Here is a 17,511-nt window from a genome sequence, read left to right on the forward strand (position 1 = left end):
ACAGGAAAAGACGAAAGACTACCTTGGCCTCTAGATATTAAATTTTTCGAATATAGTTATCAGCCTCTCGATTTAAAGTATCAGATATTTCTAAAGTCTAAAATGGAATATCGCAATTTTAAAAGATATGCATTGTTGTATGGATTAGAATTTAATCGAGTTGGTTGTAAACTTAGTTACGTTAAAACGGAAGACAATAAAGAAAATGATTTATTTTATATGCTTACTTTATTGGGTGTAAATATTAGAAAATATTCATCCTACAATTCAAATAATTATTTAGGACATCTGCTTATTGAATCTAAAGAAGAAGATATAGAAGATGTGATACCGTTGATTTCAACTGAGGATAAGATGAAATTGAAGTTATGTCCATATCGTTTTGCATTAGAAAGCATTGAACAAGGTCGAACTATTTTCCGAGACAGATTTTTAATTCATTCTTATTTAAAAATATTAATTGGCAATAGTGTAAAGAAAAAACTAAATGGAAAACCCTATAGTGATGAAATTATTAAAAAAACTATTCAAGAAGAGTTTGAAGTAATTGAAGTTAGATTTCGTATATCTGATGAGTTAGAAAAAACACAGATAATATCTTCTGTTTATAAAGAAATTTATGGATATCTTTCTTCAATGAAAAAACATAATAAGAATAAAAATACGTTTCCGATTATATCAAGTCAAGTAGATAGAGAAATGCATTTAAAAGAACATTTTTTGAATATTTCTTTGAAAGAAATGTTAGATATTCCAAAAGATGAAGAAGTTAAGCAAGCTTTGATAGACAAGAAATTCTATTGTAAACATGGGAAGCATTGTTTGTATTGTGCAAGTAAAGATATTTGCCTGGAATATGGTGCAAATACAGGAGGTGAATAGCATTGATTAAAAGTGGAATGTTTGTAAGGTGTCCGATTGATGATGAAAAGTATTCCCGCGATTATGCTATTGGAAAAGTTAAGTCAATAGATGAGTTTTCTGAGTTGGTTGAGCTTCAGTTTTTTGATGTTACAGGAATAGGAGAGTTTTATCCGAAACCAGAAAATAAACAATACAGATTACATAACGTATCTCATTGTAAAATCAGAAATGGCGCAATGGTGAAGTATAAAAAAGCAAAATATACGGTAAAAGCTTCTGCTTTGAAAAAAGAAGATGGTTTGTATTACTATTATCTACAATCCGAATCGGATAAGATAGAGTGCTTATCAGAAACAGTTTTGGAATGTTCATATAATGATGGTGATGTTAAACCATTAGAACAATTAAAACATTATGAGTTCCAAAATCCAATGTGGTTTTTTGGAAGAAGCGTCGTAAGTAAAACTATGCATATCATCAATAACTCTTTATATGGTTTTGATGAAATTGCGGGGTGTAAAATATTTTTGAAAACGCATCAGTTAAAAACAATTGTTAGATGTCTTCAAGATGGTACTTGTAGAAATATGATTGCCGATGAGGTAGGAATGGGAAAAACTATTGAAGCTTTAGCAATTTTAAAAGTATTTTTAAAAGACAATCATAACTCTAAAGTTTTAATTCTTGTTCCAGATGCATTAATTGAACAATGGAGAATAGAAATGGCATACAAATTTCATATTCTTATTGGCAGAGATGTTAATGACAATGACATTTATTTAGTCGGAATGAATAAGTATTGTAAAAATATATCGCCATATACTATTTTTGGTTCTGAAGAATCGTATGATTTTGTAATTGCCGATGAAGTACATAAATATTTACAAGATGATATTCAGTACAGGATATTGCTGAATCTTAGTAAACGAGCAAAAAATATACTAATGTTAAGTGCAACACCAGTGCAAAGAAGGAAAGATGAGTATAAGAAATTACTTCAACTAATTCAACCTAAGAAATACGAGCAAATGTCAACTGAAAAATTTGAAGAATTACTTGAACTTCAAAGTGATGTTGTACGAAGAGTACATGAAGTTTTAGAAGATCTAGATTCATATATAGAAGAAATAGAAGAGAGTTCCAATGAACATACAGAGGAAACAGAGGAATTGTTTGAAGATATTATGGAAGGATTAAGCAAAATCCAGAAATTAATCAACGACGAAATGTTTCAGAGCTTATGCAATAAAATTGACTATTCAAATGCTGATTTTGGGATAGAAAGAATTCAATCAGTTATATCTTATGTGTGTGAAAATTATCAATTTGAAAAATCGATTATTAGAAATAGACGAGATGAAAATGAAGATTATAACTCGAGAGAATTGATAGAAATATCATATGATATGCAGACAAATTTTAATAATACGGAGTATAACATTTACAAAGAATTAGCTCTTTGGATAGAAAGAAGTAATTTAGATTATGATGTTTTTTTAAAACATTACAAAAGTATTGTATCCTCGTTTTTTAGCTCGGCAGCTGCATTTCAAAATGAACTTAAAAATACAATTCTTAACGTTCCGGAAGAATTATTAACGTTGGCTGATGAATGGAAAATCGAAGAAGCCAAAAATTTGATAAATATAAATAAGTATATGGAAGATCCGACTGGTTATGAATCTAGAATTAATAATATTATAGATTTTATTGATCAGGAATTGAATGAACAGAAGGTTTTAGTTTTTACAAACTTTGATAAGACATTTTCTTTGTATAAGGAAGCATTTATAAATTATTTTGGCAAAGAACACTGTGCTTTTTTCTCAAAAAATATGGACTCAGATGAGCGAGAACTTGGTGCATATAGATTTGAAACTGATGAAGATTATTGGATTTTATTATCTGATGAATCTGGAGGTGAAGGTAGAAACTTTCAAAATGCTGATGTTTTAGTTCATATTGATCTTCCGTGGAACGCAAATGATTTGGAACAACGAATAGGACGATTAGATAGAATTGGAAGAGAGCGAAACAAACCAGTAATTTCTGTTGCTTGTTATTCTCAAGAAACTTTAGAAGAAGATTTATTTTCATTTTGGAATGAAGGTATCGGTATTTTTACAAAATCGCAAAGTGGCTTAGAGATAATAATGAATTCCATGGATGAAAGGATTATTAGAGCTTTAAGTTCAGATTTCAAATATGGTTTAGTAAATATTATTGAAGAAGTAAAAAAGGAATTGGACGGTTTAAAGGAGATAGTAAAAAAAGAACGATATTTTGATATTGCTGAGTATAAATATCAAGCAATAAATCGAATTATGGATAACACGAGAGAAATGTATGCTGCAAATGAAAAACAATTATTTGGAGATTCAATGATGAAATGGTCATCATTGTCGGGATTTAGAGGACATGAATTGGGAAATACAATGGTGAGATTTGATGCATCATCTTTTTCTCTAAAATCTGCTTATAATTCATTATTTGTTCCACCTGATATTAGGCTAATGATTAGTGATAAGATAAATCAGTTGCAAAATAAGGTTCGTAGTATGAATGGGGATAGAGCTATTCATGTGGATAATAATTATATCCAAGGAACATTTGATAGACAAATAGCACTTGATAATGACTATATTCATTTTTTTGCACCGGGCGATCCAATTTTTGATAGCATTGTTAACAATGCACTGAATTCTTATAAAGGCACATGTGCGGCATTTGCGTGTAAAACAAATATTAATTGGGAAGGCTTTATTTTTACATGGAATTTATATCCAGATGAAGTCAAAATATTAAATAAAGGACTTTCAACACATCTTATTGATAAATATAGAGGATTTATGCCTATTGAACAATTTCAATGTGCAGTTTCTATTTCTGATAGTCATTCAGTAGAAGAATCTGAAATTTTAAAACTTTTTAATTATTTAATGACATCAGATAATGTTAACCGTAAAAAATTCCAACATCTTGGAAAAAGGTCGGGGCCTAATTCAAATATGGATATGTTTGCTAGCATTTATCCAGCTGAGAGATGGGAAGAATTGGTAGATGAAAACTATAAGAAAGCATTAGAAATAGTGAAGAAAAAAATTTCTGAAAAACTGAATAAACAATTAGGTATCTTAAGAGCAGAATTATTAAAAAATAGCGGAGCTAAAAAAGCAACATCAAATTTTTATTTGGAAACAGGTTTATCAACGGATGATGGAATAAATGAAATTATTTTCAAGTGTTTCTCAAACCCAAGATTAGTGTTAGATTCCGCTTGTTACGTGAGGTTAATCAATGAAGGATAAGGAAATTCATGAATATGTTGAGAATGTTATAAATAAGAACCAAATAATTCAACTCAATGATTCTCTTTGTTTTAATAATTCTAGAGAAGAATATGTCTTTAATACGGCAAAAAGGCTTTTGAAAATTTGGTTTAAATTACTAGAAAATAAAATTTATAAGGTGGATTTTGAATGTTCTTTACGCAATTATTTGATGGTAGTAAAAATGCCAATTAACATTTCAAACTACCAGCCTTCATCACAATTTGAAGATTTGGGATTACGATATGATGGTGAGTCTGGGAAAATATGGGCAAATTTGACTATCCCTTCTTTTCTTAATGGCACTCTTATAAAGCAATTATATATGCAAAATTATGTGGAAGAAAAACAAGATTCAATACATTCGTTACATACAAATGGTTTTATTAGAAAAATAACAGGCTTTAATTACTTTAAGAGTAATGAACAAAAATTAGCTGTAACTGGTTCTTTAAGAGTTCCAAATGGCTATTCTTGTCTTGTTTCCATGACAACTGGTGGTGGAAAAAGTTTAATTACACAAACGATAGCTTATCAAAAGCCAGGACTAACTATAGTAATTGTTCCTACAATTTCTTTAATGTTAGACCAATATTATAATGCTAAAGAAATTATAAAGTCAGATGTAGATAATGAAATATTTTACTATCACAGTGATTCGTCGTTAGATGAGTTTTATTCAGCTTTAAAGAATAAAACAGCCAGGTTGCTGTTTGTTTCCCCGGAAAGTTTAATTAAAAATAAGTTATTAAGAGAAAAAATTGAGGAAGCAAATTCTAATCATTATTTAAAAAATCTTGTAGTCGATGAAGCACATATAATTATTGAATGGGGTTCATCGTTTCGAATTGATTTTCAATGTTTAGATGCGTTAAGAAGAAACTTCATTAATGCAAATAGTGAGTTGAGAACATTTTTGCTTTCAGCGACATATAGTGATGAAACAATAAGGCAACTGAAAATGTTTTATTCAACTATGGGTAAATGGATCGAAATACGTTGCGAAAGATTGCGACATGAAACAAGATTTGATGTTATAAAATGTGATAATTATGGAGAAAAACTTAATAAAATCTATTCTGCGATTGATTTTTTACCTAGACCAATGATTGTATATGTCAAATCACCAGATGATGCTGAAAATCTTAAGATAAAATTGGAGGAAAGAGGTTACAATAACACAAAAACTTTTACTGGTGCAACTAGGAATGAAGAAAGACTTCAGATAATTGAAGAATGGAAAGATTGTGAGTTTGATTTAATGATTGCTACATGTGCATTTGGAGTTGGAGTTGATAAAAAGGATGTTAGAACTGTATTGCATACTTATATTCCTGAAAATCCAAATAAATATTATCAAGAGGCAGGAAGAGGCGGAAGAGACGGACTTCCTTGTTTGAGTACAATCATTTATACTAATCAAGATATTGATTCAGCGTTTAATTTTGTAAGCAAGGTAATTACAACTGAAAAATTAGTAGGAAGATGGTTTAGTATGCTTTTAAGTAGTAAAACGCAGCCACTCCATAATTCACAATATATGATCGATACTTATGTAAAGCCAAATTACAATTCTGATGAAGAGTTTATTGATTCAATAAGCAGTCAAGATATCAATTGGAATGTATATGTAATTTTATTTTTGAGGCGTAATGGTTTTATAACAATTGATGATATACAATACATAAATCATAAATATGTATTTTATATTACAGTTCTTGAACGAAAGATTTTATCAAATAATGAAGAAACATTTTCTATGATAGACAATGTTAGAAATAGTGAATGGAAAAATACGGAGCATGAGTTTGCGTTAATGAGGAATAATTTAAATAAAGTAGGCAAATGTTGCTGGTCGGACATGTTTACAAAGATTTATAGAAAAACAAGTGACTATTGTGCCGGATGCAATGCGCATACTGATATTATAAATTTTGAAGATTTAAAAACATTAAAAGTCGATATTAAAAAACCTTTATCTCCTATAAGCGAAGATATCAATAACTACATGTTTGGTACAAAATGTATGTTAATTACAAGTGAATTTATTGAAAATGAAATTTTTAACGCAATAGGATTTGGAATTAACGCCTTCGTTTCTGATAAATATATGATGGAGAAAGTGGTTTTATCTACAGAAAACTTAAAGGATAACTTCTCAAGCTTATTTACTTGTAATTACGTCGAATTTATTGAATTGATTTCATCAAATAGATATTACCTATCCGGAGTGATTGGTATTTGTTTACCAGCAGATGTATCTATGCAAAATAGACTTATTAATATAGTTGAAAGATGTATTAATGAAGAAAACATGAAGTTTATATTATTTGCTACAGATGATCCATTTATAGCAAACAAAAATAAACGATTATCAGAATTAGCGGTTATTCAGCACTATAAACAATCTTAAAAATGAATGGAGATGAAAAAGATATGTTTGACAACAACATTAAAACTGAACCAATACCAGAGAGAGTTTTTGAATTGTGTAAGTTAGTATCAAAATCTGATATAGAAGATTCTGTTTTAAGAGAAAAAATGGAACCTAAAGGATTAAATTCTAGCTCGACATCATATTATCCATCTATTAGAGAAGTATGCGTTCAAGAATTGAAGTTGATTGAAAAAGACAATGATAAACTAAAATTTGTTGGTGATAAAAAAGTATTAAAAAATTACAAAACTTTCCGTTTATATTGCAATTCAATAGTATTTAAGAATCAGGATTCTTATTTTTTTAAAATTGTAAAATCTTTCTTAGAATCAAATGAGAAGTGGTTAAAATATAAAACTTTGACAGATGTTAATATAAGACGTGAAATACAAGAAAAAGAAGATATTTCTTTGGTTAGTGAGCAGATGATGTTAGGAAGTAGATTTTGGGTTTCATTTTTAGGATTTGGTTATATTCAAGAAGGAACAGCAATGTTTTTCTTGCCTAATATGCATATAGCATTACAAGATTTTTGTGTTATGTCTGATTTAGAAAAAAATAAAGAATATTCTGTTAAAGAATTTGTTGAGAAGATTTATCCATATGCGTCAGTGGCTTTACAAAATGCTATAGATACAAAAGAATTAAATTTGGCGTTGTCTAATGCTTTGAGGCAAATGCACGATGAAAAAGAAATTGTGCTTAAAAAGAATTTGGATAGTAAAGAAAAATGGAGATTGTTTTGTGATAATACGCACGAATTCACAGATGAAATCACCCATATAGTTTATAAAGGAGTGAGAAGATCATGAATAAAGAAGTTGTATTAACAAGACTGAAAGATGTGTTGAATGTTGATTCAATCAATAGTTCGCAAGCAGATTTTTTATCAACACATGTTCCATTTAGAAAAATTACTGTAACAAATGATTTATCAGGTACACCTGTTTCAGAACATATTTCAGAAGATGAAATATTTAATAAATACTTTGAAGATTCTTCAAAGTATAACCAACATCAACTAATTGTAGTTGATGGTTCGAGTGGTTCGGGAAAATCGCATTTTATTCGTTGGATAGAAGCTAAATTATCTACTGATGAAACAAAAAATGATGTGGTTTTAATGATTCGTAGAAGTGACAATACTTTAAAAGGCACAATTAAACAATTTCTAAACATTGAAGAAGTTAAAAATATTCGTAATAAGGATATATATGAAAGGCTAGTAAAAGCTAATCAAAATGTAAGTGAACAAAAATTTAAATATGAAATTTATCATAAGTTTTTAGTTGAAATCGCTGATGATGATTCAATTTTATCTTCAAGTGATAGAAAAAATTTTAGGGAATTATTATCAAGCTCAGAGTTTGAAGAAAAAATGCTTATGGCCGGCGGTCCCATAGAGCGTATTTATAGCAAAATAGTTGATAATAATAACGAATTAGGCGAAGACGTCCTTGCTTTATTCAATGTAGAGGATTTTATACTGGACTATGATTTCAATATAAAGTTGAGAAATAATGCTAGTAAAAGAGCTGTAAAAATGGCTAATAAACTATTACCAGAAGTAGATGGAAGTTTTCCTGATGAGGACTGTAATCCTAAAATTTTAGCTGAATATATGAACTCGAAAGTTGAACCAGTCATTAAAGCATGTGCTGGTTTAGAACCAGGTGATTTTCAACAAATATTTAAAGAGATTAGACAAGAATTATATGCTCAAGGAAAAAATCTGACACTTTTGATTGAAGACATAACTTCATGCACAGGAATAAACAGAGACTTACTGGATGCATTAATTGTAGAGCATACTGGTTCGAATGAAATAGATAAAATGTGTCGATTAACTTCTGTTATAGGAACTACAACGGAATATTTTCGAGAGTTTCGTTCAAATTATTTAGACCGAATTACCACGATGATAACAATTGAGGATGGCGCTATCGGAAATGTTCAAGATGATTTAATTCAATTTGTTGCTAAGTATCTTAATGTAATGTCTCTTAATACAGAAATCATTACTAAATGGTATCAAGATGGTGCAATTGATACTGAATATCCAGTACATGAAGAAACGGAGGTTGAAAAGTGGGATTCATATACTTATCTCGGTAAAAAAATAAGTTTGTACCCATTTACAAAAAAAGCTATTATCAATCTTTATAATAATATTGATGTTCACAAAACTCCTAGATATGTCATAAGAAAAATCATTGAACCCGCGGTAGAAAGTATAATTCAAGATAAAGTTTCATTCCCTAAATTTTTACTTTCTAAGAAACCAAATTTGAATTTTGATGTTATTGATAGGATCAAAAATACTGTTGTGAATATGCAGTTAAAAGAAGATGAAAAAGATATAATAACAAAAAAAATATTTGCAATTATAGGCTACTGGGGCGATGGGAACTTAGACACTAGTATCGATGGATATATTGGTGGAGTTAGTACGGCAGTTTTTAAAGAATTCGGTTTAACTTCATTTGCCGAAAGATTGTTGGGAACTTCATTGGATAATATAACTTATGAAAGTGATTCGGTTGATGAAACTACATCAGAAGATGTTCTTACTCAAACTACTCTGCCTCTAGAATCTAAGCAACATATTAAAAAGCCGTTAGTAAATAAAGGATTTGAAGATTTTGCAAAGATATTATCTGAGTGGCATTATGATAAAAAAAGTTTTACAAAAGCATATCAAGTAAGGGATGAAATCAGCAAATTTATTTTTGCCAATATTGCTTGGCAACAAGAAGGTGTTCCGCTTTTATCAGTTCAGATGGTTGAAAAGTCAAATTACGACTTAGTAGAAATCGAAAGGCAGGATAAAAAAGTCGGAAAAGGACTTGTGCTTTTAAAAGATGATGATGAAACGTATCAGCTATTATTGGCAATTGGCAAAAGTTTTCATCTAGGAAAAAAACGAGTTGGTAATATTGAATATGCTTCATGGGATTTTGAAGGAGCTGCATCAAGTCTTAGGATCGCAACTAGTTGGTTAGAGAGAAATAAGAAACGATTTGTTGATGTGGTAAAGGCGTATGATGATCCCAAAAAATATCCTGATTATCTAAAATGTTCTATCATTGCAGAAGTGTATAGAGGTTTACTAAGCGGAGATTATCATGCAAATAAAATGAGCGATTTAAAAACAGATCTTTTGCTAAATAATGATATTTCTTCTAAAAAACTATCTTTAGATGGGCATTCAAGAGAATGGATTGATTTAGTAAATTTTATGTATACGTCAGATACTGCTTTAAAGAACATTGAAATAACTCATAGATATTTCAATCTAATTCAAGGTAATGATAAAAATGCTAGAAGGAAAATTATTAATTATAATTACTTGGATAATGTATTCAAAGAGTTGAAAAATGAAAACTTTGAGATTGCTATTGACGAAATTGATTCTGATGTAATAAATGGAAGAAATGAATCTAAAGAATATTTGAAGAAAATATTATCTAAAGTAGATAAGGCAGTTTCGACAGAGATAGCAGAAGGTAAAGAACTCTATAAAAATGTTTTGAAATATTTTGGCTTTCCAGAAGATGCAGAAATAGAAACAGAAGACATAAAAGATTTGTTGAATGAAGTTATAGAGTTTTATAGGGATACGGAAACATATGGAATTAATATTCCTTTAAGAACTAATGATGCTAATTTATTTAAAAATAGAAGTGCTGAAATCACAAAGTCAATGGCAGCTCTTAATACTAATTTAAATGGAATGGCAATTATGGAAAAGATAATGTATTATTCTTCGAACCCCATGAAAATAGTGAAAGAATTTCTGCACTTTTTGGAATTAGTAGATAAAGATAATTCTTCCGTATATTCAGAAATGAATATTGCTAAAGAAAATTTAACTAGAAGCGGTGTTTGGTCGGATGATGTTGACCCGAGATTTGAACAAAATAGAACTGAATTCGAAAGAATGATGGAATTAATGGAGGGTTAATATGTTGCAGGAAAAATTAAATATAAGTAGAGTTTTAATGGCGGAAGTATCGCAAAATAAACAAAAAGATAACGAGCATCAAATTGTTGTAAGAAAAAACAATACATTTTTTGATGCTTATGCAAAGCATTTTATTCCGATTATTAAAGGGTATGTAATCTGTAATAGATATAAGCATATAAATTTTTCTGACAAAACTGAAAAAGAACTTGAAAAAGTAATCGAAGATACGAAATCTGTTTTTGATAATAAAGTGGTTACTGGTGCTGAGCGTTATCGCGATCATGTTAAGAAATTACGAGAACAAATGGAAACGGAATGGAAACTCCAAACAGATGAGTTTCTAGCGGGAATAAAAGAAGAACTTGGAATTTTAAAGTTAATAAGCAATGAAAAACAAGAAATCAATAGAATACTACAGTATATGAACAACTTTTCAAGTTGGCCAACAGATGAAAATGCTTCTAAGGCATTTGATGAGGCAAAAAGAAAGGCTGACGACATTCTATCTCAAATGGAATTTGATTCTGAAATTGCTGACTTTCTGAGAAAAGTTAAAGACAGAAATGCTTCGTTGTTAGATTTGACGGATTCAATTATTGATTGGATTCGAAAAGAAAATTTATCTTCTAATATCATGTTAAGTATTAAAAATTAGATTTAGATAATTGACTTGTGATGTTAAAAGCAATATACTTAAGTAGTGATAAAAAACTACTTAAGTATATTTTTGTTTAAGGAGGAAAAATGAATTACTGTTTTAAATTTCCGGTAGTCAGAGGAGTGCAAGCAAATAGAGAATACTATATTGCTATGATTCCTTTAAAAATGCTTAAACGATTATTTCCTGAGGATGATGAATATATTTTGCCGGAGTATAGAGCACAAAGACGTGTAAATGAATCGAGAATACCTGTTATTTCAAAATACATTTTAGAAAATGAAAACTCCTATGTTTTTTCAGCACTAGCTGCTTCTATTGATGGGGAGTTTAATTTTATTTCTTATGGTGAAACAGATTTAGGAATGTTAGAGATTTCTTTAGATGCAAAATTTTTGCTTAATGACGGGCAACACCGAAAAGCAGCGATAGAACAGGCATTACTTGAGAAGCCTGATTTAGGTGATGAAACAATTTCTATAGTTTTTTATAAAGACCTTGGTTTAAAGCACAGTCAACAGATATTTACTGATCTTAATAAACATGCGGTTAAGACATCAAATTCCATTGCTGAATTATATGATTCTCGTGATGAATTGGCTGTAGCAACAAGAAAAATTGTAGAAAGTGTTTCTTTTTTTAATGAGTATGTTGATAAAGAAAAGGATATGTTAGGAAAGTATTCATCATCATTATTTACATTAAATACAATATATACAGCTAATAAGAGAATTTTATCAAAAGGAAAATGCAATTATGAATTTGTGAATTTTTGTATAGAATATTGGAAGAATATTTCTAAAAATGTAGTACCGTGGATACATCTACAAAATAAGGAGCTTAGTAAAAAAGAACTACGAGAAAAACATTTAGCTGTTCAAGCTGTAATTATGCAGGCATTTGGTAAGCTAGGAAATTATTTTTATAGGAATAGAGATATTGATATGAACAATATTTTATGTGGTTTAAAAAAAATAAATTGGTCTAGAAATGCTGATTGTTGGTACCTTAGAGTAATTAAAGAAAATGGTAGAATGATTAACAATGAAAAAGCTATAGCACTTGCAACAAATATGTTGAAAATATCTCTTGAAATAGGGCTATCCGAAAATGAAGAAAACATTGAAAAAGAATTCAATGAGAATAGAGGACGAATATGAAAGATGAAAAAATAAATGATACAAGAATATCAAGAGAAGAAATTGAAAATCTAAAAGAAACAATAAGAGCATTATATTTAGCTGATGATATTCCATGGGTTATAGGATATTCTGGTGGTAAGGATAGTACCGCAACATTGCAATTAGTATGGATGTCCTTAAAAGAAATGAACCCTGGAAGATTAAAAAAACCGGTACATATTATAAATACGGATACGCTTGTTGAATCACCTGTTATTTCTAAGTGGGTAGAACACTCTTTAGAAATAATGCAAAACTCAGCTAATGAGCAAAGTTTGCCATTTATTACACATAGGTTAACACCTGAAACAAATAATACATTTTGGGTGAATTTAATAGGAAGAGGATACCCGTTTCCTAGAAAAAAATTAAGATGGTGTACTGATAGATTAAAGATTCAACCAGTCAATAATTTTATTAAAAATAAAATAGCAGAACATGGTGAAATTATTTTAGTTATAGGAACAAGAAAAGCGGAGAGTACAAATCGTGCAAGAACAATGGCAAAATATGAAAAATTAAGAGTTAGAGAATTGTTAAGTCCAAATCCTACTTTAGCTAATGAACTTGTTTTTTCTCCTTTAGAAAATTGGAAAGATGATGATGTTTGGATTTTTCTTATGCAATATAAAAACCCATGGGGATTATCGAACCATGAACTACAAACGTTGTATATGAGTGCTACAGAGGACAATGAATGTCCGATGATGGTTGACAAAGATCTTCCTAGTTGCGGTAAAAGTCGATTTGGATGTTGGGTTTGTACTATGGTTGAAAAAGATAAGTCAATGGAAGCTATGATTGCGAACGATGACGAAAAAGCTTGGATGACACCGTTATTAGAATTTAGAAACATGTTCGGCGATGAAGAAAATGATCGCGCTAGAAGAAGTTTTAGAAAAATGCAAGGTTATGTAACCGGAACATATGAAAGATTACATCATGGTCCATATCTTAAAGAAATTAGAGAACAATGGTTGAAAAAACTACTAGAAATTCAGTTAGATATTAATTGTAATGGTCCAGAAGAGTTTGCAGATTTAGAGCTTATATCAATTCCGGAATTAAGATGTATTAGGCGTATATGGGTAAAGGAAAAGCATGAATTTGATGATTCTTTACCACGTATTTATGAAGAAGTGATGGGAAAGAAATTTGATGACCCAGAATGGATTTCTAATGAGTCTTTTGGTAAAGATGAATGGGATATTTTGAAACAAGTATGTACAGACTTATATCCGGACGAGGAATTATCATTTGAAATGATGTACAGCTTGATAGATACTGAATCAAGCATAAATTCGGTTAATGAAAGAAAAGGTATTCTAAGCTCTTTAGAGTCTTGTATAAAAAAGACTTTTTACTCAAATGAAGAAGATGCAACATTATATTATAGAAAACAACTTGAAAGAAAGAAAACAATGGGTGGCAAATATAATGAAAAATTCTTTGTTGCTTTTAAGGATGAGTCTGAAGAGTTTGATGATGAACAAACTGAGGTGACGGGACAATGATAATTAAAGAATTAAAACTTTACAATTTTGGTGTATATGCTGGCGAAAATATTTTTGAATTTGTCTCAAATAAACCAATTGTTCTTGTGGGGGGCATGAATGGCCGAGGAAAAACCACTTTTTTAGAGGCAATATTACTTTCGTTATATGGACAAAATTCTTTTGCATATCAAGAAAGTAAATTCAAGTCATATGGTCAATATTTGAAATCATATATCAATCTTTCTGATGGTTCAAATGAAGCATCGATTGAATTATATTTTTCATTGGATTCATCGGAAAAAGAAACTTATCGAATTAAAAGATCTTGGAATGGTTTTGGATATAGAGTAAAAGAGGATATTACTGTATATAAAAACGAGATAGTAAATCCTTTTCTGACAGAAAATTGGCCGATGTTTATTGAAAATATACTTCCTAGCAGACTTTCGAATTTCTTCTTTTTTGATGGAGAAAAGATAGCAGAAGTGGCCGTAGAAGATACGGATACAAAAATGAAGGAATCAATTCGATCGTTATTAGGAATATCAGTTCTGGATGTTTTAAGTAATGATATGAGCCGGATTATTTCCAGAAGCACGAAAAAAAATACTGATGATAAAAGTGTTTTGGAACTACAAAAACTTAGATCTTATAAAGACGAAATGGCTAAAAAAATGAGTGATTTAGATGCTCGCATAAAAGAGAAGAAGCTGAAGCTAGATGAAAAAATAAAACATTTAGATTTAATGAAAAATGAATATAAAGCCAAGGGAGGAGATGTTGTTAAGCAAAGAGAGGATTTATATCAAAAGAAAATTTCTTTAGTAGCTTCGTTGAATCAATGCAATGAACTTTTAATAAACGATGCAGCCTCACAGCTACCATTAGTATTAGTAAGAAATCTTCTTTTAGATATAGAAGAACAGGCGATTTTAGAACAAGATAAAAAGACGTTAGCTATGACTTTATATCAAATGAAATATATGTTAAAAAGCTATAAAAAAGAATTTCCGGATAATGCGGAAAAAGCAAGTCATTTCATTAACTATATAGACGAAAATGCGGAATCTGGTGACATAGAAGAGATATACGGTTTGTCTGATAATGTCTTGTTTAGATTACAATCTTTATTAGATAAAGAGCTTTCAGAGAAAATTGAAAATGCTCGCAAACATCTAAAAATGCAAAATAGTAATCGTAAAGAAATAGATCAACTTGAGAATTATTTATCTGTTGATATAGATGAAAAAGCTTTGGCAAAATTATATAAAACTATAAAAACGCTAGAAGCAGAAATAACTGAAATAGAAGTTAAAATTAATTCTCTAGAAGGACAATACAAGAGTTTGAATGCGCAATTTTTATCAGTAAATGTCGAATTTAAAAAGAAAGTAGAATCATATTTACAGAAAGTTGAATTGAACGATGATATTGATCGTTTGCTTAAATACTCTCAAATTGCTAATAATATAATCGATGAATATAAAATTCGATTACAAAAAAGAAAAGTGTCAGTGGTAGCAGAAACAATGACGCAGTGCTATAAATTGTTGGCAAATAAAAAAACTCTTATCGATAAAATCCTCATGAATGAGGAAACTTTAGATTTGAAATATATAAATTTTGATGGAGAAGAAGTTGAAAAGGCCTCTTTATCTGCTGGAGAAAAACAGCTGATGGTTATTTCACTTTTATGGGCTTTGGCAAAATGCTCCAAAAGAAAACTTCCGGTAATAATAGATACTCCTCTGTCTAGACTGGACTCTAACCATAGAGAAACTTTGATAAATAGTTATTTTCCAAATGCAAGTGAGCAAACTATTATTTTATCTACAGATTCAGAAATAACAAAAGATTACTATAAAATGATGAAGGAAAATGTCGGTGATGAATTTACATTAGTTTACAATGACGATACAAAATCGACTTCTATACATTCTGGTTATTTTATGGAGGATAGAATATGATTATTAAACAAATAAAGCTATCAAATCAATCAAAAGATAAGTTATCTCGTTTAAAAGGAAAGACAGGGATAAAAAATTGGAATATTTTGTGCAGATGGGCACTATGCTATTCTTTAAAAGAAGATTCAATACCGACAGATATCCCAATCGTACAAGATAGTAATCTAGAAATGTCTTGGTTTACTTTTGGAGGAGAAGACAGTGATTTATATGAAGCACTTATAATTGCATGGTGTAAATCTAAAAATTTGCCAATAGATAATGGTACGGTATCTAAGTATTTTAAACTCCACTTAGAAAGAGGTATTTCTTATCTATCAGGTACAAATTTTATTAAAAATTTAGATGATTTATTGAGGCTGGCGTTGGAGGTGTAATTAAATATGATATATCTTGATTTTAACTCTACTACGCCTATTGATGAACGTGTACTTGATGAAATGATAAATGTATATCGAAGCATTCCTGGAAATGCTGATAGTAGAACTCATGTTTATGGAGATAGAGCAAGACAGGTTGTTGAACAAGCAAGATATGATGTTGCAAATTTGCTTAGTATTAATAAGGATGAGGTTTTCTTCACAAGTGGAGCAACCGAGAGCAATAATATAGTCCTTCAAGGATTAATTGAATATGCAAACAAAACTGGTAGAAAACATATAATCACAACAGAAATAGAACATAAAGCAATATTGGAAACATGCAAAGCTTTGGAAAAAATAGGCTTTAAAGTTTCATATTTAAAACCTGGAAATGATGGAAGAATATTATTTGATGATGTGAAAAAATACCTTCAGGACGATACATTAATTGTAAGTGTAATGCATGTTAATAATGAAACGGGCATTATTCAACCAGTAAAAGAGATTGGTGATTATCTTGCAGATAAAGAAGTGTATTTTCACATAGATGCAACGCAAAGTTTCGGAAAATTAGTGGATGAATTGAAACTAATAAAATATGATATGCTTTCTATGAGTGCACATAAAATAGGTGGGCCACAAGGTGTGGGAGCTTTGATTCTTAGAAAAAAACGTTATAAACTTCCTCCGGTAAAAGGAATTATGTATGGCGGACAACAAGAACATGGAATACGTCCAGGCACAATACCGGTAGCTCTAGTCAATGGATTAGGAACCGCATGTTCTATTGCTTCAGTCGAATACAAAAGAAATGTTAAAAAATGTGAGTTTATAAAACAATGTTTAATGGATGAATTAAAAGCCATGGAGATTGACTATGAAATAAATGGTAGTTCTGAGCATTGCATGCCTAATACAATAAATATTTGTTTTAATGGCGTTTCTTCAGAAGCATTAATGCTTTCTACTAAACAGTATTGTGGAATATCAAACGGATCAGCATGTAATTCTAAGTCTTATAAACCTAGTTATGTTTTAACAGCTATGGGGTTAACGACTGAAAGAATCGAAAATTCGGTGCGTATAAGTTGGGGCGCAAATTCTGATTTAAATGAAGTGCGACAGGCTTTTTATCAGTTATTATCTACTGTTAAAACAATTAAAATTTAATTAAGTTGTATTAAGTTATTAATATTTAAAATATCATGTAGACTATAGGCACTATTGAAGTTTCGTAAAGTATTATCAAA

At 29.8% G+C, this 17,511-nt stretch carries 11 protein-coding genes; all 11 read left to right on the forward strand.

The annotated features are described in order from the left end of the window. The first annotated feature begins 102 nt into the window (after positions 1-102). Positions 103-882 (forward strand): hypothetical protein, encoded by a 780-nt coding sequence (locus tag ACG3M1_RS09245; RefSeq protein ID WP_395815293.1) that lies wholly within the window; start codon positions 103-105, stop codon positions 880-882. A gap of 2 nt (positions 883-884) precedes the next feature. Further along, a complete protein-coding gene (locus tag ACG3M1_RS09250) occupies positions 885-4,172 on the forward strand; it encodes a helicase-related protein (protein WP_395815296.1) in 3,288 nt (1,095 codons plus the stop codon). Beyond that, positions 4,162-6,606 carry a DEAD/DEAH box helicase gene (locus ACG3M1_RS09255; RefSeq protein ID WP_395815299.1) on the forward strand — a complete coding sequence of 815 codons (2,445 nt, stop codon included), beginning with the start codon at positions 4,162-4,164 and terminating at the stop codon, positions 6,604-6,606. Before ACG3M1_RS09250 ends, ACG3M1_RS09255 begins: the two co-directional genes overlap by 11 nt. A gap of 23 nt (positions 6,607-6,629) precedes the next feature. Further along, positions 6,630-7,442, forward strand: coding sequence for a hypothetical protein (locus ACG3M1_RS09260; RefSeq protein ID WP_395815302.1), 813 nt, complete (start codon positions 6,630-6,632; stop codon positions 7,440-7,442). Then, positions 7,439-10,594 carry a hypothetical protein gene (locus ACG3M1_RS09265; protein WP_395815305.1) on the forward strand — a complete coding sequence of 1,052 codons (3,156 nt, stop codon included), beginning with the start codon at positions 7,439-7,441 and terminating at the stop codon, positions 10,592-10,594. The genes ACG3M1_RS09260 and ACG3M1_RS09265 overlap by 4 nt, the downstream gene beginning before the upstream one ends. Before the next feature lies 1 nt (position 10,595). After that, positions 10,596-11,252: a hypothetical protein gene (locus tag ACG3M1_RS09270; protein WP_395815308.1), complete on the forward strand. Its 657-nt coding sequence runs from the start codon at positions 10,596-10,598 to the stop codon at positions 11,250-11,252. An 89-nt stretch (positions 11,253-11,341) separates the two neighbouring features. Further along, entirely contained in the window at positions 11,342-12,415 is a 1,074-nt protein-coding gene (gene dndB, locus ACG3M1_RS09275) for a DNA sulfur modification protein DndB (protein ID WP_395815311.1), read from the forward strand. Further along, positions 12,412-13,950: a DNA phosphorothioation system sulfurtransferase DndC gene (gene dndC, locus ACG3M1_RS09280; protein WP_395815313.1), complete on the forward strand. Its 1,539-nt coding sequence runs from the start codon at positions 12,412-12,414 to the stop codon at positions 13,948-13,950. Before dndB ends, dndC begins: the two co-directional genes overlap by 4 nt. After that, positions 13,947-15,899: a DNA sulfur modification protein DndD gene (gene dndD, locus ACG3M1_RS09285; protein WP_395815317.1), complete on the forward strand. Its 1,953-nt coding sequence runs from the start codon at positions 13,947-13,949 to the stop codon at positions 15,897-15,899. The genes dndC and dndD overlap by 4 nt, the downstream gene beginning before the upstream one ends. Next, positions 15,896-16,276, forward strand: a complete 381-nt coding sequence (gene dndE / locus ACG3M1_RS09290; protein WP_395815320.1) for a DNA sulfur modification protein DndE — start codon at positions 15,896-15,898, stop codon at positions 16,274-16,276. The genes dndD and dndE overlap by 4 nt, the downstream gene beginning before the upstream one ends. A 6-nt stretch (positions 16,277-16,282) precedes the next feature. Further along, a complete protein-coding gene (locus ACG3M1_RS09295) occupies positions 16,283-17,431 on the forward strand; it encodes a cysteine desulfurase family protein (RefSeq protein WP_395815323.1) in 1,149 nt (382 codons plus the stop codon). Positions 17,432-17,511: the final 80 nt, after the last annotated feature.

It is taken from the genome of Clostridium sp. 10cd*, assembly GCF_044336395.1.
GTDB classification, from domain to species: Bacteria; Bacillota_I; Bacilli_A; order Erysipelotrichales; family Erysipelotrichaceae; genus Clostridium_AQ; species Clostridium_AQ innocuum.